Origin of the sequence: Halomonas maura (assembly GCF_030409305.1) — a bacterium.
Taxonomy (GTDB): domain Bacteria; phylum Pseudomonadota; class Gammaproteobacteria; order Pseudomonadales; family Halomonadaceae; genus Halomonas; species Halomonas maura.
The window spans coordinates 101,767-122,886 of sequence record NZ_JAUFPQ010000009.1 but is presented as its reverse complement, the minus strand read 5'-3'; the positions used below and the strand labels follow the sequence as shown (position 1 = coordinate 122,886).

Genomic DNA, 21,120 nt, shown 5'->3' with positions numbered 1-21,120 from the left:
GGCCTACCAGCCCAGCGCCTGCTTGACGAAGGGAATGGTCAGCTTGCGCTGGGCCGACAGCGAGGCCCGATCGAGGGTCTCCAGCGCCGCGAACAACGCCTCCAGCTTCCGGGGCCCGCGGTGCAGGATATAGCGCGCCACCTCGTCGGGAAGCTGCATGCCACGCACCCGGGCGCGCAGTTGCAGGGCCTCCAGCCGGGCGTCGTCATCGAGACCCTGGACATGGAAGGTCATCCCCCAGGTCAGTCGCGAGGCCAGGTCCGGCAAGGCCACGCCCAGTTGCCGCGGCGGCGCGGCGGCGGCGATCACCAGCCGCTTGCCCGCGTCACGCAGGCGGTTGAAGGCATGGAACAGGGCCTCCTCCCAGCGCCTGCGGCCGACCACCCGGTCGAGGTCGTCGATGGCCACCAGGTCCAGGCGCTCGACCTCCTCGAGCATCAGCGGCGGAAAGTGGCCCAGCTCCTCCAGCGGCAGGTAGAGCGCCCGGCGGTCGCGGTCGGAGGCCGCATGGCAGGCCGCCTGGAGCAGGTGGCTGCGCCCCACGCCGTCGCCCCCCCAGAGATACAGGAAGGGCTCCCCCGCGTCGTCCAGCTGGTGCTTGAGGCGGTCGACCAGGGTGGCACTGGGCCCGGGGTGAAAGTTGGCGAAGGTGGCATCGTCGCGCAGCCCCACGCCCAGCGGCAGCTGTGCGGGTGCACGGCTCATGGCGACTCCTCGTCCTGGGGCCGGTGGCCCGCGTCATAAAGTGTGCTGTTTTTATAATGCTCGTGGAGATAACGCAACACCACCATCACCACGGCGGCCACCGGCAGCGCCAGCAGCACGCCGGTGAAGCCGAACAGCTGGCCACCGGCCAGCACGGCGAAGATCACCGCCACCGGGTGCAGCCCGATCTTGTCGCCCAGCAGCTTGGGTTGCAGCAGGGTACTCTCGACGAGCTGACCGAAGCCGAAGACCCCCGCCACCGCGAGCAGCATCAGCAGATCACCGAACTGGAAGAACGTCACCAGGCCGGCCACCGAGATGCCCACGATCACCCCCAGGTAGGGGACGATGCTGGCCAGACCGGAGAGCAGGCCGATCAGCAGGCCGAACTTCACCCCCAGCAGCGTCAGGCCGATGGCATAGATCACGCCCAGGCACAGCATCACGATCAGCTGGCCACGCAGGAAGGCCGACAGCACCTCGTCGCACTCGCTGGCCAGGCGCACCGCGGCGGGCTCCCAGCTGCGCGGCAGGGAGCCGCGCAGCTTGGCCACCAGGTCATCCCAGTCGAGCAGCAGGTAGAAGGTCACCACCGGGATCAGCGCCAGGTTGCCGACCCAGGCGGCCAGTGCCAGGCCCGACTTGGATACCTGGGCCAGCAGGGTGGCGGCGACGGTGCCGGTCTCCCGCCAGTTCGCCAGCAGGGCCTGACGCATCTGGTCGAAGTCGGTGGACAGGTCGATGCCGGTCAGCGACTGCAGCCTGGGCAGCACGCTGCCCTGCATCCAGTTCAGGGCCACCGGCATCAGCTCGACCAGCTGGCCGATCTGGCGGCCCAGCAGCGGGATCACCAGCAGCAGGGTCAGCACGATGGCCAGCGTCAGCAGCAGGAAGACCACCGACACCGAGAGCCGGCGTGACAGCCCGTGCGCCTCCAGCCGGTCGGCCAGCGGGTCGCCCAGATAGGCCAGCACCATGCTGACGAAGAACGGCATCAGCACCGGCTCGATGCTGATGAAGAACCACACTCCCAGGGCCGCGAGCGCGGCCACTATCCACCCCTGTCTGCGCATCGCGCTCTCCCTGTGTGATGCCTGGCACGGCGGTGCGAGCCGTGCGCCGTGATGCTACAATTCCTGCCCACGCTTGCCCACCGTGGCGCCCCTGAACGCGGCCCGCCACGGCGTCGGGACGACTCTTCGACAGCAATGTTCACACAGGACAGGTCATGACCGATTCCACCAACCGCCCGAGCGGGGCTTCCCTCAGCTACAAGGATGCCGGCGTCGACATCGATGCCGGCAACGCCCTGGTCGATCGCATCAAGGGCGTCGCCCGCCGCACCACCCGCCCCGAGGTGATGGGCGGCCTGGGCGGGTTCGGCGCCCTGTGCCAGCTGCCCAGTGGCTATCGCGAGCCGGTGCTGGTGACCGGCACCGACGGCGTGGGCACCAAGCTGCGCCTGGCGATGGATCTCGGCCGTCACGACACCATCGGCATCGACCTGGTGGCCATGTGCGTCAACGACCTGGTGGTCGCCGGCGCCGAGCCGCTGCTGTTCCTCGACTACTATGCCACGGGCAAGCTGGATGTGGACATCGCCGCCGACGTGGTGACCGGCATCGGCGAGGGCTGCGAACAGGCCGGCTGCGCCCTGGTGGGCGGCGAGACCGCCGAGATGCCCGGCATGTACGACGGCAGCGACTACGACCTGGCCGGCTTCTGCGTCGGTGTCGTCGAGAAGGACGAGATCCTCGACGGCCAGCGGGTCGCCGAGGGCGACGTGCTGCTGGGCATGGCCTCCTCCGGCCCCCACTCCAACGGCTACTCGCTGATCCGCAAGATCCTCGAGGTCTCGGGCGCCTCCCTCGACACCGCCATCGACGGCCAACCCCTCGGCGAGGCGCTGCTGGCTCCGACCCGCATCTACGTCAAGCCACTGCTGTCGCTGCTCAAGGAGACCGACGTGCCGGTGCATGCGCTCTCGCACATCACCGGCGGCGGGCTGCTCGAGAACCTGCCGCGCGTGCTCCCCGAGGGGGCAGCCGCGCGCATCGACGTGGCCAGCTGGACCCGCCCGGCCGTCTTCGACTGGCTGCAGGAGCAGGGCAACGTCGACGAGCACGAGATGCACCGGGTGCTCAACTGCGGCATCGGCATGGTGCTGGTGGTGCCGGCGGAGAAGGCCGACCAGGCCCGCGCTCACCTGCAGGGCCTCGGCGAGACGGTGCATCGCATCGGCGAGATCGTCGCCCGCGGCGAGGGCGAGGACGCGGTCCGTCTGGAGAACCTCAAGGCATGAGCGAGTCCGGCTACCAGAGCGACACCCTGCAGGACTTCACCCCCGAACCCGCCGAGGCCCGGCGGGTGGTGGTGCTGATCTCGGGCAGCGGCAGCAACCTGCAGGCGCTGATCGACGCCCAGCAACACGACGAGCTCGGCGGCGAGATCGTCGCCGTAATCTCCAACCAGCCCGACGCCTATGGCCTCAGGCGGGCCCGGGACGCCGGCATCGATGCGGTCGCCCTGCCCCACCGGGAGTACGAGAGCCGCGAGGCCTTCGATGGCGCCCTGATCAAGGTCATCGAGCGCCACGAGCCCGACCTGGTGGTGCTGGCCGGCTTCATGCGCATCCTCACGCCGCGCTTCGTGCAGCGCTTCCTGGGGCGCATGCTCAATATCCACCCTTCCCTGCTGCCGGCCTACCAGGGGCTGCATACCCACGCCCGGGCCCTGGCCGATGGCGTGGCCAGCCACGGCTGCAGCGTGCACTTCGTCACCGAGGAGCTCGACGGCGGCCCGGTGGCGCTGCAGGCCGAGGTGGCGATCGCCCCGGACGATACCGAGGACAGCCTCAAGGCCAAGGTGCAGGCCCGGGAACACCTGATCTTCCCGATCGCGGTCCGCTGGTTCCTCGAGGGTCGCCTGAAGCTGGCCGGCGACGCCGCCACCATGGACGGCACTCCCCTGCCGCCCTCCGGCATGCGCCTCTCCCACGCCGATGCGGCCGAGGAACTGGACGAGGACGCCGAGGAGTAATTCAGCCTTCGCCTCGGCCAGCTACAAGACAGCCCCGCCTGATGCCGGCGGGGCTGTCTTTTTATTACGCTGATAGACCACGTATACAACAAGAAAGCCGGCGATTTGCGTCGCGAGCGACGCCAGGCTGGTCGCCGCCGGAGCGCAGGAACCGGAGTGTAGCCTGCTACATGAGGATTCCGAGCACCGCCGTCGGCCAGGATGGCAAGCGCAGCAGCGAATCGACGCTTTCTCAGGTCCGCGGGAGAGTCACGCCCCTCTGCCCCATATACTTGCCGCCACGGTCCTTGTAGGAGGTGGCGCAGACCTCGTCGGACTCGAGGAACAGCATCTGGGCCACGCCCTCGTTGGCGTAGATCTTGGCCGGCAGGTTGGTGGTGTTGGAGAACTCCAGGGTCACGTGCCCTTCCCACTCCGGCTCCAGGGGCGTGACGTTGACGATGATCCCGCAACGGGCATAGGTGGACTTGCCGAGGCAGATCGTCAGCACGCTGCGCGGGATGCGAAAATACTCCACGGTGCGCGCCAGGGCGAAGGAGTTGGGCGGGATCACGCAGACATCGCCCTTGATATCGACGAAGCTCTTGTCGTCGAAGGCCTTGGGGTCGACCACCGCCGAGTGGATGTTGGTGAAGACCTTGAACTCGTCGGAGCAGCGCACATCGTAGCCGTAGCTGGACGTCCCGTAGGAGATCACCCGCCGGTCGTTCACATAGCGCACCTGGTCGGCCTCGAAGGGCTCGATCATGCCTTCCCGCGCGGCCATGCGGCGGATCCAGTGGTCGGATTTGATGCTCATGGGGTCGTCCTGATGGGTGTGATCGAAAGAATCGGGGCCGCCATGATAGCGGCCCCGGGGTCGGGCGTCATTTCTCGTCGCCTCGGTAAAGGTAACGCAGCTTGCCGTGTCGCGCGGCTGATCTGGTGACAGGTCTGCGAGGAGGCGCTGTGAACCCTTCCCTGGGCGCTACCGACGCCATCCTTGGCGTAGGACCTCCTCTTCGACCTGCCCCCAGCGCCTACTTGTCATATCCAACTTAGATTGATCTGGCCTCAGTCGCTGAAGGAGATCTCCGGTCCCTCGTCAGCCGCGCCCTTGAGCTGGTCGGCCACCTGGCGGGCCATGTCACGGAAGGTGGCGGTCACCTCCCCCTCCGGCTCGGCCACCACGGTGGGGCATCCCCCGTCGGCCTGCTCGCGGACCGACAGCGCCAGTGGCAGGCGCCCCAGTACCCGGGTGTCGTATTCGCCGGCGATGCGCTCGCCGCCGCCCTCGCCGAAGATCGGCTCGCTGTGGCCACAGTGGGAGCAAGTGTGCAGGCTCATGTTCTCCACCACGCCGAGCACCGGCACGTTGACCTTGCGGAACATCTCGATGCCCTTGCGGGCATCCAGCAGGGCGATGTCCTGTGGCGTGGTGACGATCACGGCGCCATCGACCGGTACCTTCTGGGCCAGGGTCAGCTGGATGTCCCCGGTGCCCGGCGGCATGTCGATGAACAGCACGTCCAGGTCGTCCCAGACGGTCTGGGTCAGCAGCTGCTGGAAGGCACCGGCCACCATCGGGCCACGCCATACCATGGGCTCGCGGATATCGACCATGAAGGCCATGGACATGGCCTGGATGCCATGAGCCTGAAGCGGCTTCATGCGATTCTCGCCGGCGGCCTCGGGACGCACGCCCTCGCCGACGCCGAGCATCTGGGCCTGGCTGGGCCCGTAGATATCGGCATCGAGAACCCCCACGCGATAGCCCTCGGCGGCCATGGCCAGCGCCAGATTGGCGGTGACGGTGGACTTGCCCACCCCGCCCTTGCCGGACGCCACGGCGACGATGTGCTTGACCCCTTCGATCACGACTCGCTCCTTGTGCAGTTGGCGGTGCCGCCCAGGCGGCAACTGGCGCCAGTATACCCGTCACGGCGCGCCCCGATGCAATGCCGGCACCTGCCTGAAAGCGACAGGGGGCACGCCGCGGCGCGCCCCCTGGGCCCGACAGCTAGCGGATGGATTACGACTCCGAGGACTCCATGGACGCTGCCTCGGCGTCATCCGTCGACGGCTCCCCGCCACTGACGTCCTGATCGCCCTCGTCGGGCGTGGAACCCTGTGACGATGGCTCCGCAGCGCTGGCGTCCTGCGACTCGCCGGAAGCGGAGGCCTGGCCGCTGTCGCCCGCCCCGGAGCCGCCGGCCGAGGTGGCCTCCGACTCGCCGGAAGTGGAAGCCTGGCCGCTGTCGCCCGCCCCGGAACCGCCGGCCGAGGTGGCCTCCGACTCGCCGGAAGTGGAAGCCTGGCCGCTGTCGGTGGAGCCAGCATCGGTCTCGGCGGCGCTCTCGGCGACCTGGGTGTCGAGTTCGTCCAGCTGCTCGCGCCAGGCGTCCAGCTGCGTGTTCAGCTGCTCGAGCTGGCGGCGCCGCGCCTCGACCTGGGAGTCGATCCCGGCGAGTTCCTCACGGCCGTCCTGGATCGCCACCTTGAGGTCCTCGAACTGCGAGCGCGTCTCGTCACGCTGGGCCTGCAGGGTCTGCTGCTCCTGGTTGAGTGCCTCCAGGGAGCCCTCTAGCTCGCCGATCTGCTCCTCCAGGGCGGTGATCTCCTGGGTCATCGCCTCGCGCTGGTCGGCGGCCTGCTGCCGGGCCTGCTCGGCCTGCTCGCGGGCGGCCTCGGCCTCGTCGCGAGCCGCCTGGGCGTCGTCGCGGCTCCGCTCGGCGTCCTTGGCCTGCTGCTGGACATCGGTCAGGGCGGCCTCGGCCTCGGCCAGCCGCCCCTCGGCGCTCTCGGCCTCGGTCTGCATGGTCTCGACGCGGGCGCGCACCTCCTCGAGCTGGTTCTGGGCGCTGCTCAGCTCGGCCGTCTTGGTCTCGAGCTCGGCCTCGGCATCCTGACGGCGGGTCTCCAGCTCCTCGATCGTCGCCTGGAGGCTCTCGACGTCGGTCTCGGCCTCGTTCAGCTGGGCAAGGCGCCCGGACAGCGACTCGTTTTCCGCCAACGCCGACTCCAGTCGCGCCTGCAGCGACTTGCGCGCCTCGTTGCTGGAACTCACGCTGGACTGGGCCACCAGGGCCCAGACGATGGCAACCACCGCCACGGCCGCCAGGCCTCTGACACGATTGTCCTTGAATAGCTGTCCCATCGAGCTATCGGCCATCGGGCATTCTCCGTTGATCATTGGCTGGGGCCAGCGACACCCTGGGCAGGCGCACCGGCGACCCTGTCAGCATACACCGCGAAGCGCCGACGGGTCTCGGCGATTGCCCCGTCCGGCACCACCCTAGGCGGTACCGAAAGAGCGCCCTATCCGGCAGGCTCCGCCGAACGGCCCGTGCTGACCGCGCCCATCCGGCCGGGAGACGACCGGGTGGGACGCAGGGTCAGGATTGACGCCAACGGCGGCCCTCGGCGTATCATGCCGAAAGCCCCCCGACCGGATTGCCCATGACTGCAGCGCCGGACCGCCTCCCCGACCGCCACCGCGTGCTCACCCTTCTGTCACGGGTGGGCCATTTCGCCTGGCGGGTCCTGGGAGCCTTCCTGCGCAACCGGGGGATCCTGCTGGCCGGCGGTGTCGGCTACAACATCCTGCTCTCCATCGTCCCGCTGTTCGCGCTGCTGGTGGTGCTGCTTGCCCAGGTGGTGGACGAGCAGCACCTGCTGGGCGTGCTGGCCATCCAGGCCCGGCACCTCGCGCCGGCCCACGCCGAGGTGCTGCTGGACGCCGTGCGCACCCTGCTCGACTCCCGGGATGCCATCGGCATCCTCGGCATTCCGGTGCTGCTGGTGTTCAGCTCCTTTGCCTTTCGCATGCTCGAGGATGCCCTGGCGATCATCTTCCACGCCCCGGATACCCACACCGGTCGCTCGATCTGGGTCTCGGTATTGATGCCCTATGCCTTCATGGTGGTGCTGGGCGCCGGCCTGCTGGGCCTGACCCTGCTGGTGAGCCTGGCCAACGCGGTCAATGCGCTGTGGATGGCGGTGCTGGGTCGCGAACTGCCCCTGGCGGGGCTCTCCGGCACCGCCCTCAACCTGACCAGCTTCGCCGGTGTCTTCCTGCTCTTCAGCGCGATCTACAAGGTCCTTCCAGTGGTGCGCATCGCCGTACACCGCGCCGTCGTCGGCGGCTTCGTCGCCGCCCTGCTGTGGGAGGGCGTCCGGCTGCTGCTGGTGTTCTACTTCGAGAACCTGTCCTTCGTGAATGCCGTCTACGGCTCGCTGGCGACCCTGATCGTGGTGTTGCTGTCCCTCGAGGTTGGCGCCGTCATCCTCTTGCTCGGCGCCCAGGTCATCGCCGAACTCGAGCGCAATGCACGACTCGGCATACCCTGGCATCTCGACTCCCGGCATCAGGCCGTCACTCACGTGGATTGACGGCTGGCTCGGCGAGATTGCATTCCCAGTGCAACACTATGAAAAGTGTCCGGATTTATGACCAATGTCATAAGTACCTCGACGTAGACTTCCCTCGCATCAGTACTAGAAAAACCATTAGCTACCAAGCTCACAGCAAGTAACATTTTTCATCACATCTGTTACCATTAGTTATGATGTTCGTCATGAAGAATTGAAGGCTTCAATTCGGCGCGGAGTCATCTCACATGCTGTGAGGGAGTTATATATGGAACCTCTGGTCAAGCAAATATCTCCCTATCCGTTGCTACCCAGTATAAAACGACTTTACCGGCTGCTGACAGCCGAACAACGCAAGCGACTTTTCCGCTTGCAACTATTGGTCGGCGCGATGTCCATCGCAGAACTCTCCAGCATCGCCGCCATCGGCGGATTCATGGCGGTAGTGGGGAATATGAGCATCCTTGAAGGGCAGGGAATCCTAGCTGACTTCTATCGCCTGCACGGCAATGGAGAACCCACCACTTTCCTATTCTGGCTAGGACTGGGTGTGCTGGGCGTATTGACCGTTGCCGCCATTTTTTCCATCCTCACCACCTGGAAACTATCACTCTATTCTCAGCAAGTGGGGGCCGAGCTGAGTACGCGCCTATACAAGCATTACATGCAGCAGGACTGGCTGTTCCATTCCGCTGGCAGCAGCAGCGACCTTACCAACAAGCTCGCCCAGGAGTGCAGGCGAATCAGCGACAATGTCCTGTCGCCACTAATGCAAATAAACGCCAAAATCGCCTTGGCCTTGTTTATTTCGACAGCCATCTTCCTGTTCAATCCCTGGGTAGCATTAAGCGGGCTAGCATTATTCAGCTTTATCTACTGGGTGCTTTATCGCACTGTCCGTCGCAAGTTGATCAACAATGGCATCGCGGTGAGCAAGACCAACCGCCTGCGCTTTAAATTAATGAACGAAGGATTCGGCGGCATCAAGGACACATTACTGCTGGGCCGCCAATCCGAATTCAATCGTCGATTCGAAAAGTCGAGCCGACAACTGGGGTATGCCAAGGGCACCACCATGGCGTTGAGCCATTCACCCCGTTATCTTATGGAGCTGGTTGCCTTTGGTGCAGTCATATCGCTGGTTCTTTATTTGCTGATCGCTCATCAGGGCAACCTGAGCACCATCCTGCCCATTCTCTCCGTGTATGCCATGGCAGGGTTCAAGCTGATGCCGGCCTTCCAGCAAATCTACCGCGGGCTGGCGACGGTGCGTGGCAACATCGCGTCTTTCACCAACCTGCAGGATGACCTGGAGGCCAGTCAGGCCGAGAGCGACCAGGACGCGTCAACGCTCAGGGACGAGAAATGGGTGCCCGTCCATTCCATCGACCTGGAAAACATCACGTTCCGCTATCCCGGCAAGAGGGAGGCCACGCTGGAAGACATCAATCTGACCATTCCCGTCAATGGCGTCATCGGTCTGGTCGGTGCATCAGGGTGTGGCAAGAGTACGATCATCGACCTGCTTCTCGGATTGATTGTGCCTGACCAAGGGCAGATTCTGCTGGATGGCCAACCCCTGACCCCTGACCGGCGCCGTGCTTGGCAGAACAGCCTTGGCTTCGTTCCCCAAAGCATCTTCCTGGCCGATTCCAGCATTCGGGAAAACATTGCCTTTGGCCTGCCCAGGGCACGAATTGACGATGCCAAGGTCCGGCATGCCGCCAAGATGGCTCACCTCGAAGAACTTGTGGAGCGTCTGCCCGACGGCCTGGACACTCGGGTCGGTGAACGCGGCATTCAACTCTCGGGGGGGCAACGCCAACGGATCGGCATCGCGCGGGCCCTGTATGATGACGCAGAGGTCCTGGTCATGGACGAAGCTACCAGCGCTCTGGATGGCATTACCGAACGTCTGGTCATCGATGCCATTCATGACTTTTCGGGAAGGAAGACCATTGTCATGGTTGCCCATCGCCTGGCGACAGTCAGGTCGTGCGGCTGTATCTACCTCCTGGAGGCCGGGCGCGTCATTGACAGCGGCACTTTTGACGAGCTGGTCGAGCGTAATGCAACTTTCCAGCGGATGGCCGAGAATGCATGAACTATAAATATATCGATCGCTTTCGAAAAGCACTCATCGGCCCTTTTCTCTTTTCCACCGAGAGATGAGATGATGTTGACACGGTCCGCGAAAGATATCATAAAGTCTTCCCTGCATTCAGCCGGCATCGAAATCAGAAAAAACAAGGAAAACACAGTCTTCGACCTTACCACGACAGGCTGCCTGCATCCCATCGAGGCCGCCTATGCAGCTCGCGGCAAACCCTTGCTGATCACAGCTCCACTGAGCAGGATGGTAACATTCAACTACAGCGCCTTCTCACTTGATCCGGATGACGGGCACCCTTTTCTCGCGACATTACTTCAGTACGAAAATGACAGAAGCATTCCTTTAGAGCTCTCTCCCTTGTGTCGTTACTATGCGCTCTATCAGCCAAAAAGCGCAAGCGAACTCATGGATATCGACAATCCCAGCCATGCAGACTTCAACAGACTTCCGGCTCTCGCCGCCATACCTCTCTGGGCATCCAGACCCCCAGCAGATCAAGCTGCCTTCTTGAAAGACATTTATCGAAAAGAAGATGAAGCACAAGGCATTCACACCGGAGAATTCATCGGAGGGAGTGAATACGGCCCGATTGAGAGAAGAAAACTTGCCATGGAATACGGCAGGCTAACCGCATTGTACGATTCGATAAAAGAACATGGGTACTCACCTGAAAAGTGCGACCGTATAACAGGCACAGTCTGGGCGAATGATGATGACTGGACAATTTCCATTTCGACAGGCCAACACCGCATCGCGTGCCTGGCAGCATTAGGCTACGAATCCGCAACAGTATATCTACAGGAAACAAAAGCGCCTGGCGGGATACTCTTGAGATCCTGTGCCCGTCATTTCCCCAGCGTCGCCAGAGGGTTTCACACAGAAGAAGAAGCGATTCGCATATTCGATCGAATATCAAGAAAGAGACCGCCCAGGGTGGCCAGCGAATGGCTCTCTTACTGCCAGCGCAATCGGTGACGTCAATGACGCAGCCCCGCCTGGCATGGCGTTGCCATGACTCCTTGCTGCCGCTGGATCAAGTATGGCACTCAGATTCTGCGGCCAGGCATCTCCGAGGCAGCGACGACCTTCCATGATCAGCCCAGGTGTCCTGTCAGCTAGCCTCGTGGAGCTGGTAAGAGTAGCCGATGCGCTGCGCAGGAACGGGCTACTCGGCTCTACTCAGGATCTCTCCGAGCAGGTCATGCTTGATTCCCAATAACTCTGAGCCTTCCACGGAGAGGTGCCCCAGGTCCCGATACACCGCCTTGCCTTCCACCACGGTGCGGCAGATGCTGTCACCGCAGATATAGGGCTCCAGGTAGACGACCGGGAAGCGGATGCCGCTGGAGTTGAGCAGTTCTCGGGCCTGAATGTAGTAGGACGAGAACTGCTCGGTCCGAAAGCTGCACGCATGGGAATTACCCGCATCATAGATCAACGAGGCCATGACGCACTTGGCGAGATCTTCGTCGGCATGCGGAGGCGGTGAAACGAAGACGGGAATCTTGCCGGCCTGGCGAATCTGATCGGCGGTGCGGTTGAGGTGCTCGATCACCAGGTCGTTGCCGTGGGGATACACATGCAACTCGCCATTCGCCAGATAGGCATCGTGGTAGATCACCCCCAGCGGCGAGGACATGATGACGTACTTCACGCTCGCCGCCTGCTGCATCCACGCCTTGACCGCCTCGTTGAAGGCGATGCACTCCCGGGACCAGGCGACCGGATACCTATGGCTGGTCAGCGCAAGCCCGTAGATCGGCGCGCATACGGGCTTGGTGAACTGCACCACCTCCCTGCCTCTCAGACTCGGACTGGCGGTGATGGCCGAGGCCAGGTGCATGGCATAGCTATCGCCCCACAGTATGATCTCGGGGCTGTCGCCGGTGCGACACGCCTCGGGATGGAACCCATTCTCACAGGCCTCGCTCAGCCCGGGATTAAAGCGAAATCGGTGATCGACGTCGATGGCCAGGAAGGTGCTGCCCGACGGGGCTATCCGGCTCGGCAGGCCCTCCGCGACATGGCCGTACAACCCGAGTGAAAGCAGCATGGCGCCGGCCATGGCGGAAGCGCTGAACACGGCCCTTCTGGAGACCAGCAGCGGTACGGGCTTGCGCCGGCAGGGCTGCTCCACATAGCGCCAGGTCAGGTAGGCAAGCCCGAGGGCAACCAGAGAAAGCAGCCCCATGAGCTCCCAGGACGGCGTGGCGGCGCTTCTGAGGCGGGCAAACGCGAACAACGGCTGATGCCAGAGATAGGCGCTGAAGCTGATCAGGCCGATGCCAACCAGCCACTTCATCGACAGCAGCCGACCGGTCGGCGTCGAGGGGGCGGCGAAGAGCGTGACCAGCACGGTGCCCACGACCGGAACGAGGGCATGGAGCGACGGAAAAGGAACGCTCTCATCGAAGCACAGGACGGCATACAGGATCAGGCCGAGCCCCAGGGCCGACAATGATGCATTACCGGTAGCGGGCCGTCTGTAGAGGAGAAAGGCGCAGCTGGCACCGGCGCCAAGCTCCCAGGCGCGGGTCGGCAGCAGGAAGAAGTTGGCCGACGGTGCTTGCCGCCATCCCCACTCGGCGGCCATGAGGCTAGTGATGGATATCACGATAATGACGGCGAACATGTGCCGATTGGCATGACGCCACAGGAACAGCAGCAGCAGCGGAAAGACGATATAGAACTGTTCCTCGACCGCCAGGCTCCAGGTGTGGAGCAAGGGGTTCTCTTCAGAAGACGGTGAGAAATAGCTGGTCTTGATCCAGAACAGGATGTTGGAGGCAAACAGGCTGATGGCGACCAGGCCCTGGGAGAAATCCTGCAGCTGGGCGGGCGTCATCCATTTCCAGGCCAACGGCAGGCAGGCCAGCAGCACGACCACCAGTGCGGGCAGGATGCGCCGCGCGCGCCGCTCGTAGAACCGTGCGATGGAGAATGAGCCGTTCTCGAGGTCGTGCAGGAGCAGAGACGTGATCAGATAGCCGCTGATGACGAAGAAGACGTCGACGCCGACGAACCCGCCGGAAAACAACGAGAATCCGGCATGGAAGAGAATGACGGGAATCACCGCTATCGCCCGCAGGCCATCCATCTCCCTCCGATATCGCATGGCCTGCTCCCTGCCGCCCGGGCTGACTGTTTCATCAGGTCAAGAACAGTGACATTAGGTATAGCAGCTCGGATGCGACCCCAAGACTGAAATGTCGTCATACGCCCCGAGGGTTGATTGGTACTCGGAACGCACCTGCCCCACCAGATGGGGACATTCACCGGGTTGCTCACGGAAAGTCCCAGTCAGCTGACCGGTGGGCTAGTCCAGACTGGCATGAGCTCGAGGCCAGCTGTATCGATAGAGCCAGGCCGATGCGCACCGCCGCACCGCACTGCTCTGATCTGTCATGGGACCAGTCATGGGTCCACTCGGAAAGGTCTGGCGTCGTCGGCGACGATCGATGAACCGCTCGCGGACCCACTCGTCTAGCGTCCCCGCACTGATGCCTTGGGCCTCGGCGACCGCCCTGGCCTGGGCCCTTCGCAGAGAATGACGGCGCGTCCGGCGCCTTCGCGTTCACAGGGGGTCTGGGGCAGGTTACCAGCGAGTCGCCACTCGGTCCCGGCCTTCGTGCTTGGCTTGATAGCTGGCGGCATCGGCCCGCCTGGTGAGTGCGTCGAGGCTCGCGTCGGAGGCCTTGAATGAAGTCAAACCGATACTCACCGGGAAATGAAAGGGCACTTGCTCGGCGGCGATCGCTCTCTCGGCGATCTCCACCCGTAGCCGCTGGGCCACGGCCTCAGTCGCCAGGGGTGACATGCTCGGCATGATGACCATGAAGTCCTCTCCGCCCGTGCGACAGGGCAGGTCGCTGTCGCGGAGCTGGCGTCTCGAAGTGTCGGCCAGCAGGCACAGTGCCTTGTCGCCTTCGGCATGCCCGAAGGTGTCGTCGATGGCCTTGAAGCGGTCGATATCGATCATCAGCACGGCGGCAGGATACTGACCTGCCTTCACCGAGGCTTCGACTTTCCGAGCGTTTTCATCGAAGTCAAGATTTGCCCACACACAGCGAGCTCTGGGGAGACGAACACCTATCCCTGTCAGGCATTTTCAAAGGAGCTACTGACCTCGACGATGGGCTCCTGCAAGTCGCTAGAGCAACGATAGGCGAAGATGCCTCGGGGAAGCGTGCTGGAGACATCAACATTCTTTTCCAACGCAGACAGGTCTTCGCAGCTGACGAGCTCAGGCAGTGAGCTGATCGGGTTAGCCTGGGTAATGAGCCTGCCCTCCCATGCCCAGCAACGCTGGGGCACCTTGGATATATTCCACGATCGACCCTGCCAGTTAGCGCGAAAACACCGATCGAGATGCAGGTCCTCTTCCGGCACCAAGGCCGCAAAGAGATTGCTGTTGAGCACTATGCCTGTATCCACGATGCGCACTCCACCATGGTACTCCCCAGATCGGAGCTGATCCTTGGCTTGTCGATGCTTTAACTCCGTATGAAGGACTCCATTTCCACACAGGTGAAGCAGACCCTCGTCGACTTGCTTGATCACCCAGCAATAGAGTGGCTTTCTACCAAAGAGGCGCCTTAACATCCTGTTATCCTTTTCTCCTGATGCTACTTCTTAGGGGCACAGACATCCGTGCACGGATGAAAGACCACCTACGCCATGCCTCAGCGGCATGGCCAAAACGGATGGACAACAAATTAGCAAATACCGAAATTGATAGACATGGTCTCCAGGTTGTAAGAGATTGCCGCCAATCGTCACGAGTGGCTGTCGAGTCACGGGCGCCGGACTAGAACGTCGAAAGCCCGGTGGCCTCCATGAGCCGATAGCGCCACCGGGTCACCGCGCTGACGGCGTCCTGCTGCTCGTAGGAACGGCTGGTCAGGTGCTCCGGCGTGGACTGCCAGCGACGACGGAAGAAGGCCGCCGCCTCGGCCAGCGATGGGTGCTGTGGCGGGCCGGTGAGCCGCACACTGGTCTCGAGGTTCAGGTCATCCAGGTTGCGTCGGGTGAAGTTGGCCGAGCCGAGGATCAGTTCCGCCTCTCCGCCATCCGCCGGGTGGCGAAACAGCAGCTTGCTGTGACACTGCTCCCCGCGGGTGGCGCACCAGCGTACCGTGATGCCGGCCGTCGCCAGTTCATCGGCCACCGGCCGATTGGGGATGCCCCCCTTGTCGATGCCGAAGGCCTCCTGGTTGGGATCGAGGAGCACGCGGACCTCGACCCCACGCCGTCGAGCGGCGATCAACGCCTCGATGAGGTCGCGATGCGCCAGGTAGAAGACCGCGACATCCAGCCGGTCTCCTTCCTGGGTGCGCTCCACGGCGGTCAGCAGGGCATCGAGGATGGCCCCCTCGGTGAGCAGTTGCAGGCGCAGGCCCGGGACGACATCGTCGCCCGCCGGGGACATCGGCCCCGGCACCTCGACGCCCGACCAGCTCGCCACCGCACGCTCCGAGGCCAGCAGGTCCAGCGCCGCGGCGCCCTCGAAGCGCAACGCCACGTTGCCGTGCAGGCTGCTGGCATCATGGGGGTTCGCCGAGGTCACGAGTCCTGCCCAGTCCTCGCCGTGATCCACCACCAGGGTCTTGCGATGGTTGGCATTGAAGTTGGCCATGGCCAGGTAGCTGCGCAGGGTCACGCGTCCCGGACCCAGCACATTGGGCAACCAGCCGGCCTGGGCGCTGTTGCCGAGCCAGCGCGGCCCGAGATGCCAGAGCCCTGACCACAGCGGGTTGGAGGCGCGCAGCCGCGTCAGGTCGGTCATGACCACCGAGACGCCTGCCTGGCGCAGGCGTTGCAGGTGATCGAGTTCGAGGCCGCCATAGAGGGTATTGAGCGGATCGGTGATGAGCACCGCCTGGAGGTCGGGATGCCGCTGACGCTGACGCACCAGCGCCCGGGTGAGTTGTGCCGATAGGGGACGGAACTCGTGACCACGGGCCTCGCCGGCGAAGTCGTTGAACAGGAACATGTCGACCACCACCAGGCGTTGCGCCTGGCCGATCAGGTCAAGCACCTCGTCGAAGATGACCCGCCGACGATGCCGGTCTCCCCCGGCGTCATACCAGGTCTCGTCGGCGAGGAAGCGCACCGCGTCGACGCCGCGCACCGGATAGGCCTCGCCGATGCCCTCCGGCAGTGGCTTGTAGCGCTGCCACAGGCCCATTCCCGCCCACGCGAGTAGCCCGATGGCCAGTATCCACGCTCCCATGGGCATCCTCCCCCCGCGTGATCCGCGTCGCCTACGCATCCCTGACTCTCCTTGCCGGCCCGGCCGGCCGTCCTGGACGCCGGCCGACGACGATCAACAGCAGCATAACGCGCCCGCCGCCGGTATGCAGGCGGCGGGACACGGGGGGGGGCGCATGCCGCCGCCGTCTCAGTGCGGGGCGCGCGCCCGGCGACGCCTCGACAGGGCCCGCCCCAGCAGGCTGATGGCAACGCTCGCGAGGGCGGCAACGCCGAGCAGGACCAGGGGCGAGGGTTCGGCAGCATGCTGGTGCAGCGATGGGGCGCCGTGTCCGGGATGGCCGAGGGCGGGGGCGCTCGCCAGCAGGCCGGCGAGCACGGCGGGGGGGAGAAGACGAAGCATCGGAGAGTCTCCTTGGTGGGGAATGAGGGTCAGGCGGATACGTCGTCCGAAGCGGTCCGGCCCAGGGTCGGCCGGCGCTCGGGCAGCATGCCGCGATCGAGGATGAAGGCGATGATCTCCTCCACACCGATGCCGTCATGCAGGTTGGCGAAGACGAACGGGCGCTCGCCGCGCATGCGTCGCGAGTCGCGCTCCATTACCGCCAGGGAGGCGTGCACCTGCTCGGCGATATCGATCTTGTTGATGATCAGCAGGTCCGACTTGGTGATCCCGGGGCCGCCCTTGCGGGGAATCTTGTCGCCGGCGGAGACATCGATGACGTAGAGCGTCAGGTCGGAGAGCTCCGGGCTGAAGGTCGCCGAGAGGTTGTCGCCGCCGGACTCCACCAGCACCAGCTCGAGCCCCGGATGGCGCGCCTGCAGGTCGTCGATGGCGGCGAGGTTCATGGAGGCATCCTCGCGGATGGCGGTATGCGGGCAACCGCCGGTCTCCACGCCGAGGATGCGATCCTCGGGCAGCGCCTCGTGACGGGTCAGGAAGTCGGCATCTTCCCGGGTGTAGATATCATTGGTGACCACCGCGATGTCGTAGTGGTCGCGCAGTGCCAGGCACAGCTGCTTGAGCAGCGCGGTCTTGCCGGAGCCGACCGGGCCGCCGACGCCGATACGCAGACAATGGGTCATCAAGGGATCTCCTAGCTTCTGAACAGTCGTGAATACTGGGTTTCGTGCTTGGCGCTGGCCAGCGCCAGCCCCGGCAGCACTGGGCCGAGTGCCTCATCGTCCCGCGACAGGGCCGCGTCCACGGCCGCCACCAGGGACGGCCGCAGGCGCTCGACCAGGCGCTGGGCCGCGGTGTGACCGAGCGGCAGGGCCTTGCAGGCCACCGCGAGCTGGTTCTCCAGCCAGGCCCAGGCGAACCCCAGCAGCGCCTGACGGGGGGCGATGCCGCGGGCATGGGCCAGCCAGGCGAAGACGGTGACGTAGCCGGCCGGCTGGGGCAGCGGCGTCTCGCCCGGCAGCAGCTCGAGACTCGCCAGCAGGCGAACCAGGGCGGCGCCGAGGCGGGCGTCCTCGGCGGCCAGCTCGGCGGTCTCGCGATTGGCGGCGAGCCAGTCGTTCCAGCGAACGACCGCCGCGCCGTCCCGTTCCGCCCAGGCCGACATGAGTCGGGCCAGCACCGGCAGCTCGCAGCGCGCCAGGCCGTCGTCGAGCACGCCCTCCAGCCAGCGGCCGAGACTCGTCTCGTCCTCGACCCAGCCCAGCTCGAAGGCGCTCTCGAGCCCCTGGGACCAGGCGAAGGCGCCGATCGGCAGCGCCGGGCTGACCAGCTGCAGCAGGCCCAGCAGCGCCAGGTCATCGTCCCCGGCCGCTGTCTCCGGCTGCTCAGTGGGCATGGCCATGCGCCTGGCCGTGGTGATGATGATGGTGCCCCTCCCCGGCCTGGGCATAGGCTCCCGGCTCGGGATCGAAGGGCGCCTCATGGCGCTCGAGCCGGGCCCCCAGGCGCTCGGCCAGGGCCTCCAGCACATGGTCCGGCGGGAAGCGTACCCAGCCGGTCCCGGCATCGCCGCCGCCCAGGGCCAGCTGCACATGACGATTGCCCAGGTGGTAGCACAGCCGCGCCAAGGCGAGGCCGGCCTCGATGCGGGCCGTGATCACCGGCTCCACGGCGGCTCGGACGCGCAGTACCTCGCCGCCCTCGGCCCGCAGCCCCTCGCCGTCGCGCAGTACCGGGCCACGATCGAGGAAGACGCCGACCTCGCGCCCCGCGTCGGTGGTCGCCTTGAAACGCCCGCGAGTGCGCATCTCGAAGGACAGGGTCAGGCTGTCGGCGGACTGGTCGGCGCCGATCGGCCCCAGGCGTTCGGTCAGTTTCAGCATTGGCATCGTCTCGTTGAAATTATCCGCGGCTGATCCGGGAATAGGCCTGCGCGAGGGCGCGGTAAATACATCCCTGTACGCTACTTTTGCCCTGCGGCGCTAAAGCATCCTGCGCCGCTTGCAGGACCGGTGCTGGCCATCCTTGGCCAACCCGCTCGGCGGGAAGAACATTCACTGGATGTTCTCCATGTTCCGCCTCGCCCATGGCAAAAGACCCTCGCTACGGCCTACCCCCGGCACCGCTTGCCTTGGTGGTCATAGCCCATAGCTCAGAATAAGTGATAGCGCTGTGCCAGGGGCAGCTCGGCCAGCGGCTCGCAGGTCAGCAGCTCGCCGTCGCACCGCACCTCGTAGGTCTGGGGATCCACGCTGAGGTCGGGACAGGCATCGTTAAGCTTCATATCGCCCTTCCTCACCTGCCTGACGTCGCGGCAGGCGGCAAGGTCACTGTCCAGGCCGAGCCGCTCCTTGATGCCGGCCTCCAGGGAGGCCTGGCTGACGAAGGTCAACCGCGAGCGGCTCGCCGCCCGGCCGAAGGCGCCGAACATGGGCCGGTAGTGCACCGGCTGGGGCGTGGGAATCGAGGCATTGGGGTCGCCCATGGGAGCGGCGGCGATCATGCCGCCCTTGAGGATCAGCGCCGGCTTGACGCCGAAGAAGGCCGGGTCCCACAGCACCAGGTCGGCGAGCTTGCCCACCTCCACCGAGCCCACCTCATGACTGAGCCCATGGGTGAGCGCCGGGTTGATGGTGTACTTGGCGATATAGCGTCGGGCACGGAAGTTATCGGCGCCCATCGCTTCGTCCTCGGGCAGCAGCCCACGCTGCAGTTTCATCTTGTGGGCGGTCTGCCAGGTCCGGCAGATCACTTCTCCCACACGCCCCATGGCCTGGGAGTCCGAGGCGATCATCGAGATCACGCCCAGGTCGTGGAGGATGTCCTCGGCGGCGATGGTCTCGCGGCGGATGCGCGAGTCGGCGAAGGCCACGTCCTCGGGTATCGCCGGATCCAGGTGGTGGCAGACCATCAGCATATCGAGATGCTCGTCGATGGTGTTCACCGTGTAGGGCCGGGTGGGGTTGGTCGACGACGGCAGCACATAGGGCTTGGCACAGGCGGTGAGGATATCGGGGGCATGGCCGCCCCCCGCGCCCTCGGTATGGTAGGTGTGGATGCCGCGTTCCTTGAAGGCGGCCAGGGTGTCCTCGACGAAGCCCGACTCGTTGAGCGTGTCGGTATGAATGGCCACCTGGATGTCGTAGCGCTCGGCCACGCTCAGGCAGTTGTCGATGGAGGCCGGCGTGGTGCCCCAGTCCTCGTGCAGCTTGAGGCCCATGGCCCCCGCCTCGATCTGGGCTTCCAGGGCTTCCGGCAGGCTGGCGTTGCCCTTGCCGAGCAAGCCGATGTTCATCGGCAGGCCGTCCACGGCCTGGAGCATCCGGCCGATATGCCAGGCCCCCGGGGTGCAGGTGGTGGCATTCGAGCCGGTGGCCGGGCCGGTCCCGCCCCCCAGCATGGTGGTGACGCCACTCATCAGCGCCTCATCCACCTGCTGGGGGCAGATGAAGTGGATATGGGCGTCGATGGCACCGGCAGTGAGAATCTTGCCCTCTCCGGCGATGACTTCGGTGCCCGGGCCGATGACCAGCTGGACGTCGGGCTGAGTGTCGGGATTGCCGGCCTTGCCGATGGCCTTGACGCGCCCCGCCTTGAGGCCCACGTCGGCCTTGACGATGCCCCACCAGTCGAGGATCAGGGCGTTGGTGATGACGGTGTCCATGACCGCGTCGTCGAGGCGCTGGCCCTGGCCCATGCCATCGCGGATCACCTTGCCGCCGCCGAACTTGACCTCGTCGCCGTAGTGGGTGGCATCGCTCTCGACCTCGATCCACAGCTCGGTGTCACCGAGGCGCACCCGGTCGCCGGTGGTCGGTCCGTACATGTCGGCATAGGCCCGGCGGCTGATCCTGTTCCCGGTCATGAGCGGCCTCCCTGCTGGTCGTCGAGCGCGCCCATCACCTCGCCGCGAAAGCCGAAGATGTGCCGGCTCCCCGCGTAGGGAATCAGCGTCACCTCCCGGGCCTGGCCGGGCTCGAAGCGGATCGCCGTGCCGGCGGCGACATCCAGCCGGCAGCCCCGGGCTCGGCCCCGATCGAAGACCAGGGCCGGGTTGGCCTCGGCGAAGTGGTAGTGGGAGCCGATCTGTACCGGCCGGTCGCCGGTGTTGGCGACCTCGAGGGTGATCCGTTCGCGCCCCTCGCAGAGCGCGATCTCGCCGTCCTGGAGTTGGTATTCACCGGGAATCATGTCGTCGCTCCTTGCAGTCGCCGTGAGGGGTGAGGGGTGAGGGGTGAGGGGTGAGGGGTGAGGGGTGAGGGGTGAGGAGCGAGGAGACCTGGCCCCTTACCCCTCACGC

The 21,120-nt window shown here is 65.1% G+C and carries 20 protein-coding genes; 5 read left to right on the top strand and 15 right to left on the bottom strand.

The window, feature by feature from the left end; genetic code table 11:
* Positions 1 to 3: 3 nt before the first annotated feature.
* Together hda and QWY76_RS02590 are read right to left on the bottom strand one after the other, a co-directional pair.
* A complete protein-coding gene (hda, locus tag QWY76_RS02595) occupies positions 4 to 705 on the bottom strand; it encodes a DnaA regulatory inactivator Hda (RefSeq protein WP_290309549.1) in 702 nt (233 codons plus the stop codon).
* Positions 702 to 1,778, bottom strand: coding sequence for an AI-2E family transporter (locus QWY76_RS02590; RefSeq protein WP_290309548.1), 1,077 nt, complete (start codon positions 1,776 to 1,778; stop codon positions 702 to 704). Before QWY76_RS02590 ends, hda begins: the two co-directional genes overlap by 4 nt.
* A 155-nt stretch (positions 1,779 to 1,933) precedes the next feature.
* Here QWY76_RS02590 and purM point away from each other — a divergent pair, with 155 nt between their 5' ends.
* Together purM and purN are read left to right on the top strand one after the other, a co-directional pair.
* On the top strand, positions 1,934 to 3,007 hold the full coding sequence (gene purM, locus QWY76_RS02585) for a phosphoribosylformylglycinamidine cyclo-ligase (protein ID WP_290309547.1): 1,074 nt from the start codon (positions 1,934 to 1,936) through the stop codon (positions 3,005 to 3,007).
* Positions 3,004 to 3,744: a phosphoribosylglycinamide formyltransferase gene (purN, locus tag QWY76_RS02580; RefSeq protein ID WP_290309546.1), complete on the top strand. Its 741-nt coding sequence runs from the start codon at positions 3,004 to 3,006 to the stop codon at positions 3,742 to 3,744. Before purM ends, purN begins: the two co-directional genes overlap by 4 nt.
* Positions 3,745 to 3,976: 232 nt before the next feature.
* Here purN and dcd read toward each other — a convergent pair whose 3' ends face one another.
* The 3 genes from dcd to QWY76_RS02565 all read right to left on the bottom strand — a co-directional run bounded on the left by dcd (position 3,977) and on the right by QWY76_RS02565 (position 6,895).
* Complete coding sequence (gene dcd, locus QWY76_RS02575) at positions 3,977 to 4,543, bottom strand: dCTP deaminase (protein ID WP_290309545.1); 567 nt, start codon at positions 4,541 to 4,543, stop codon at positions 3,977 to 3,979.
* 254 nt (positions 4,544 to 4,797) lie between these two features.
* A complete protein-coding gene (gene apbC, locus QWY76_RS02570) occupies positions 4,798 to 5,598 on the bottom strand; it encodes an iron-sulfur cluster carrier protein ApbC (protein ID WP_435388947.1) in 801 nt (266 codons plus the stop codon).
* A 157-nt stretch (positions 5,599 to 5,755) separates the two neighbouring features.
* Positions 5,756 to 6,895 carry a hypothetical protein gene (locus QWY76_RS02565; RefSeq protein ID WP_290309543.1) on the bottom strand — a complete coding sequence of 380 codons (1,140 nt, stop codon included), beginning with the start codon at positions 6,893 to 6,895 and terminating at the stop codon, positions 5,756 to 5,758.
* 287 nt (positions 6,896 to 7,182) lie between these two features.
* Here QWY76_RS02565 and QWY76_RS02560 point away from each other — a divergent pair, with 287 nt between their 5' ends.
* The 3 genes from QWY76_RS02560 to QWY76_RS02550 all read left to right on the top strand — a co-directional run bounded on the left by QWY76_RS02560 (position 7,183) and on the right by QWY76_RS02550 (position 11,182).
* The gene (locus tag QWY76_RS02560; protein WP_290309542.1) at positions 7,183 to 8,115 is read left to right on the top strand and encodes a YihY/virulence factor BrkB family protein; all 933 of its coding nucleotides are present in this window, start codon (positions 7,183 to 7,185) and stop codon (positions 8,113 to 8,115) included.
* 247 nt (positions 8,116 to 8,362) lie between these two features.
* Positions 8,363 to 10,198, top strand: coding sequence for an ABC transporter ATP-binding protein (locus QWY76_RS02555; protein WP_290309541.1), 1,836 nt, complete (start codon positions 8,363 to 8,365; stop codon positions 10,196 to 10,198).
* Positions 10,199 to 10,267: 69 nt separating this feature from the next.
* A complete protein-coding gene (locus tag QWY76_RS02550; protein ID WP_290309540.1) occupies positions 10,268 to 11,182 on the top strand; it encodes a hypothetical protein in 915 nt (304 codons plus the stop codon).
* Between the two features lie 190 nt (positions 11,183 to 11,372).
* Here QWY76_RS02550 and QWY76_RS02545 read toward each other — a convergent pair whose 3' ends face one another.
* From QWY76_RS02545 to QWY76_RS02500, 10 genes are all read right to left on the bottom strand, one after another.
* The gene (locus QWY76_RS02545; protein ID WP_290309539.1) at positions 11,373 to 13,304 is read right to left on the bottom strand and encodes an acyltransferase family protein; all 1,932 of its coding nucleotides are present in this window, start codon (positions 13,302 to 13,304) and stop codon (positions 11,373 to 11,375) included.
* Positions 13,305 to 13,802: 498 nt separating this feature from the next.
* The gene (locus tag QWY76_RS02540; protein ID WP_290309538.1) at positions 13,803 to 14,270 is read right to left on the bottom strand and encodes a GGDEF domain-containing protein; all 468 of its coding nucleotides are present in this window, start codon (positions 14,268 to 14,270) and stop codon (positions 13,803 to 13,805) included.
* Positions 14,271 to 14,305: 35 nt separating this feature from the next.
* Positions 14,306 to 14,809: a hypothetical protein gene (locus QWY76_RS02535; protein ID WP_290309537.1), complete on the bottom strand. Its 504-nt coding sequence runs from the start codon at positions 14,807 to 14,809 to the stop codon at positions 14,306 to 14,308.
* A gap of 205 nt (positions 14,810 to 15,014) precedes the next feature.
* The gene (locus QWY76_RS02530) at positions 15,015 to 16,439 is read right to left on the bottom strand and encodes a phospholipase D family protein (protein WP_290309536.1); all 1,425 of its coding nucleotides are present in this window, start codon (positions 16,437 to 16,439) and stop codon (positions 15,015 to 15,017) included.
* 168 nt (positions 16,440 to 16,607) lie between these two features.
* Positions 16,608 to 16,820 carry a hypothetical protein gene (locus tag QWY76_RS02525; RefSeq protein WP_290309535.1) on the bottom strand — a complete coding sequence of 71 codons (213 nt, stop codon included), beginning with the start codon at positions 16,818 to 16,820 and terminating at the stop codon, positions 16,608 to 16,610.
* Between the two features lie 29 nt (positions 16,821 to 16,849).
* Positions 16,850 to 17,503, bottom strand: a complete 654-nt coding sequence (gene ureG, locus QWY76_RS02520) for an urease accessory protein UreG (protein ID WP_290309534.1) — start codon at positions 17,501 to 17,503, stop codon at positions 16,850 to 16,852.
* Between the two features lie 11 nt (positions 17,504 to 17,514).
* Positions 17,515 to 18,216 carry an urease accessory protein UreF gene (locus QWY76_RS02515; protein WP_290309533.1) on the bottom strand — a complete coding sequence of 234 codons (702 nt, stop codon included), beginning with the start codon at positions 18,214 to 18,216 and terminating at the stop codon, positions 17,515 to 17,517.
* Positions 18,206 to 18,703, bottom strand: a complete 498-nt coding sequence (gene ureE / locus QWY76_RS02510; protein ID WP_290309532.1) for an urease accessory protein UreE — start codon at positions 18,701 to 18,703, stop codon at positions 18,206 to 18,208. Before ureE ends, QWY76_RS02515 begins: the two co-directional genes overlap by 11 nt.
* Positions 18,704 to 18,972: 269 nt before the next feature.
* Positions 18,973 to 20,685, bottom strand: coding sequence for an urease subunit alpha (ureC, locus tag QWY76_RS02505; protein ID WP_290309531.1), 1,713 nt, complete (start codon positions 20,683 to 20,685; stop codon positions 18,973 to 18,975).
* Entirely contained in the window at positions 20,682 to 21,011 is a 330-nt protein-coding gene (locus QWY76_RS02500; protein WP_290309530.1) for an urease subunit beta, read from the bottom strand. Before QWY76_RS02500 ends, ureC begins: the two co-directional genes overlap by 4 nt.
* Between the last annotated feature and the right edge of the window lie 109 nt (positions 21,012 to 21,120).

Excerpts from the sequence above, each read along its gene's own strand:
- QWY76_RS02550 (WP_290309540.1), top strand. The coding sequence starts at position 10,268 with ATGATGTTGACACGGTCCGCGAAAGATATCATAAAGTCTTCCCTGCAT.
- QWY76_RS02515 (WP_290309533.1), bottom strand. The coding sequence starts at position 18,216 with ATGCCCACTGAGCAGCCGGAGACAGCGGCCGGGGACGATGACCTGGCG.
- QWY76_RS02525 (WP_290309535.1), bottom strand. The coding sequence starts at position 16,820 with ATGCTTCGTCTTCTCCCCCCCGCCGTGCTCGCCGGCCTGCTGGCGAGC.
- QWY76_RS02530 (WP_290309536.1), bottom strand. The coding sequence starts at position 16,439 with ATGGGAGCGTGGATACTGGCCATCGGGCTACTCGCGTGGGCGGGAATG.
- dcd (WP_290309545.1), bottom strand. The coding sequence starts at position 4,543 with ATGAGCATCAAATCCGACCACTGGATCCGCCGCATGGCCGCGCGGGAA.
- ureG (WP_290309534.1), bottom strand. The coding sequence starts at position 17,503 with ATGACCCATTGTCTGCGTATCGGCGTCGGCGGCCCGGTCGGCTCCGGC.
- QWY76_RS02565 (WP_290309543.1), bottom strand. The coding sequence starts at position 6,895 with ATGGCCGATAGCTCGATGGGACAGCTATTCAAGGACAATCGTGTCAGA.
- ureC (WP_290309531.1), bottom strand. The coding sequence starts at position 20,685 with ATGACCGGGAACAGGATCAGCCGCCGGGCCTATGCCGACATGTACGGA.
- hda (WP_290309549.1), bottom strand. The coding sequence starts at position 705 with ATGAGCCGTGCACCCGCACAGCTGCCGCTGGGCGTGGGGCTGCGCGAC.
- QWY76_RS02545 (WP_290309539.1), bottom strand. The coding sequence starts at position 13,304 with ATGGATGGCCTGCGGGCGATAGCGGTGATTCCCGTCATTCTCTTCCAT.
- QWY76_RS02560 (WP_290309542.1), top strand. The coding sequence starts at position 7,183 with ATGACTGCAGCGCCGGACCGCCTCCCCGACCGCCACCGCGTGCTCACC.
- ureE (WP_290309532.1), bottom strand. The coding sequence starts at position 18,703 with ATGCTGAAACTGACCGAACGCCTGGGGCCGATCGGCGCCGACCAGTCC.
- purN (WP_290309546.1), top strand. The coding sequence starts at position 3,004 with ATGAGCGAGTCCGGCTACCAGAGCGACACCCTGCAGGACTTCACCCCC.
- purM (WP_290309547.1), top strand. The coding sequence starts at position 1,934 with ATGACCGATTCCACCAACCGCCCGAGCGGGGCTTCCCTCAGCTACAAG.
- QWY76_RS02590 (WP_290309548.1), bottom strand. The coding sequence starts at position 1,778 with ATGCGCAGACAGGGGTGGATAGTGGCCGCGCTCGCGGCCCTGGGAGTG.
- QWY76_RS02555 (WP_290309541.1), top strand. The coding sequence starts at position 8,363 with ATGGAACCTCTGGTCAAGCAAATATCTCCCTATCCGTTGCTACCCAGT.
- QWY76_RS02500 (WP_290309530.1), bottom strand. The coding sequence starts at position 21,011 with ATGATTCCCGGTGAATACCAACTCCAGGACGGCGAGATCGCGCTCTGC.
- QWY76_RS02535 (WP_290309537.1), bottom strand. The coding sequence starts at position 14,809 with ATGTTAAGGCGCCTCTTTGGTAGAAAGCCACTCTATTGCTGGGTGATC.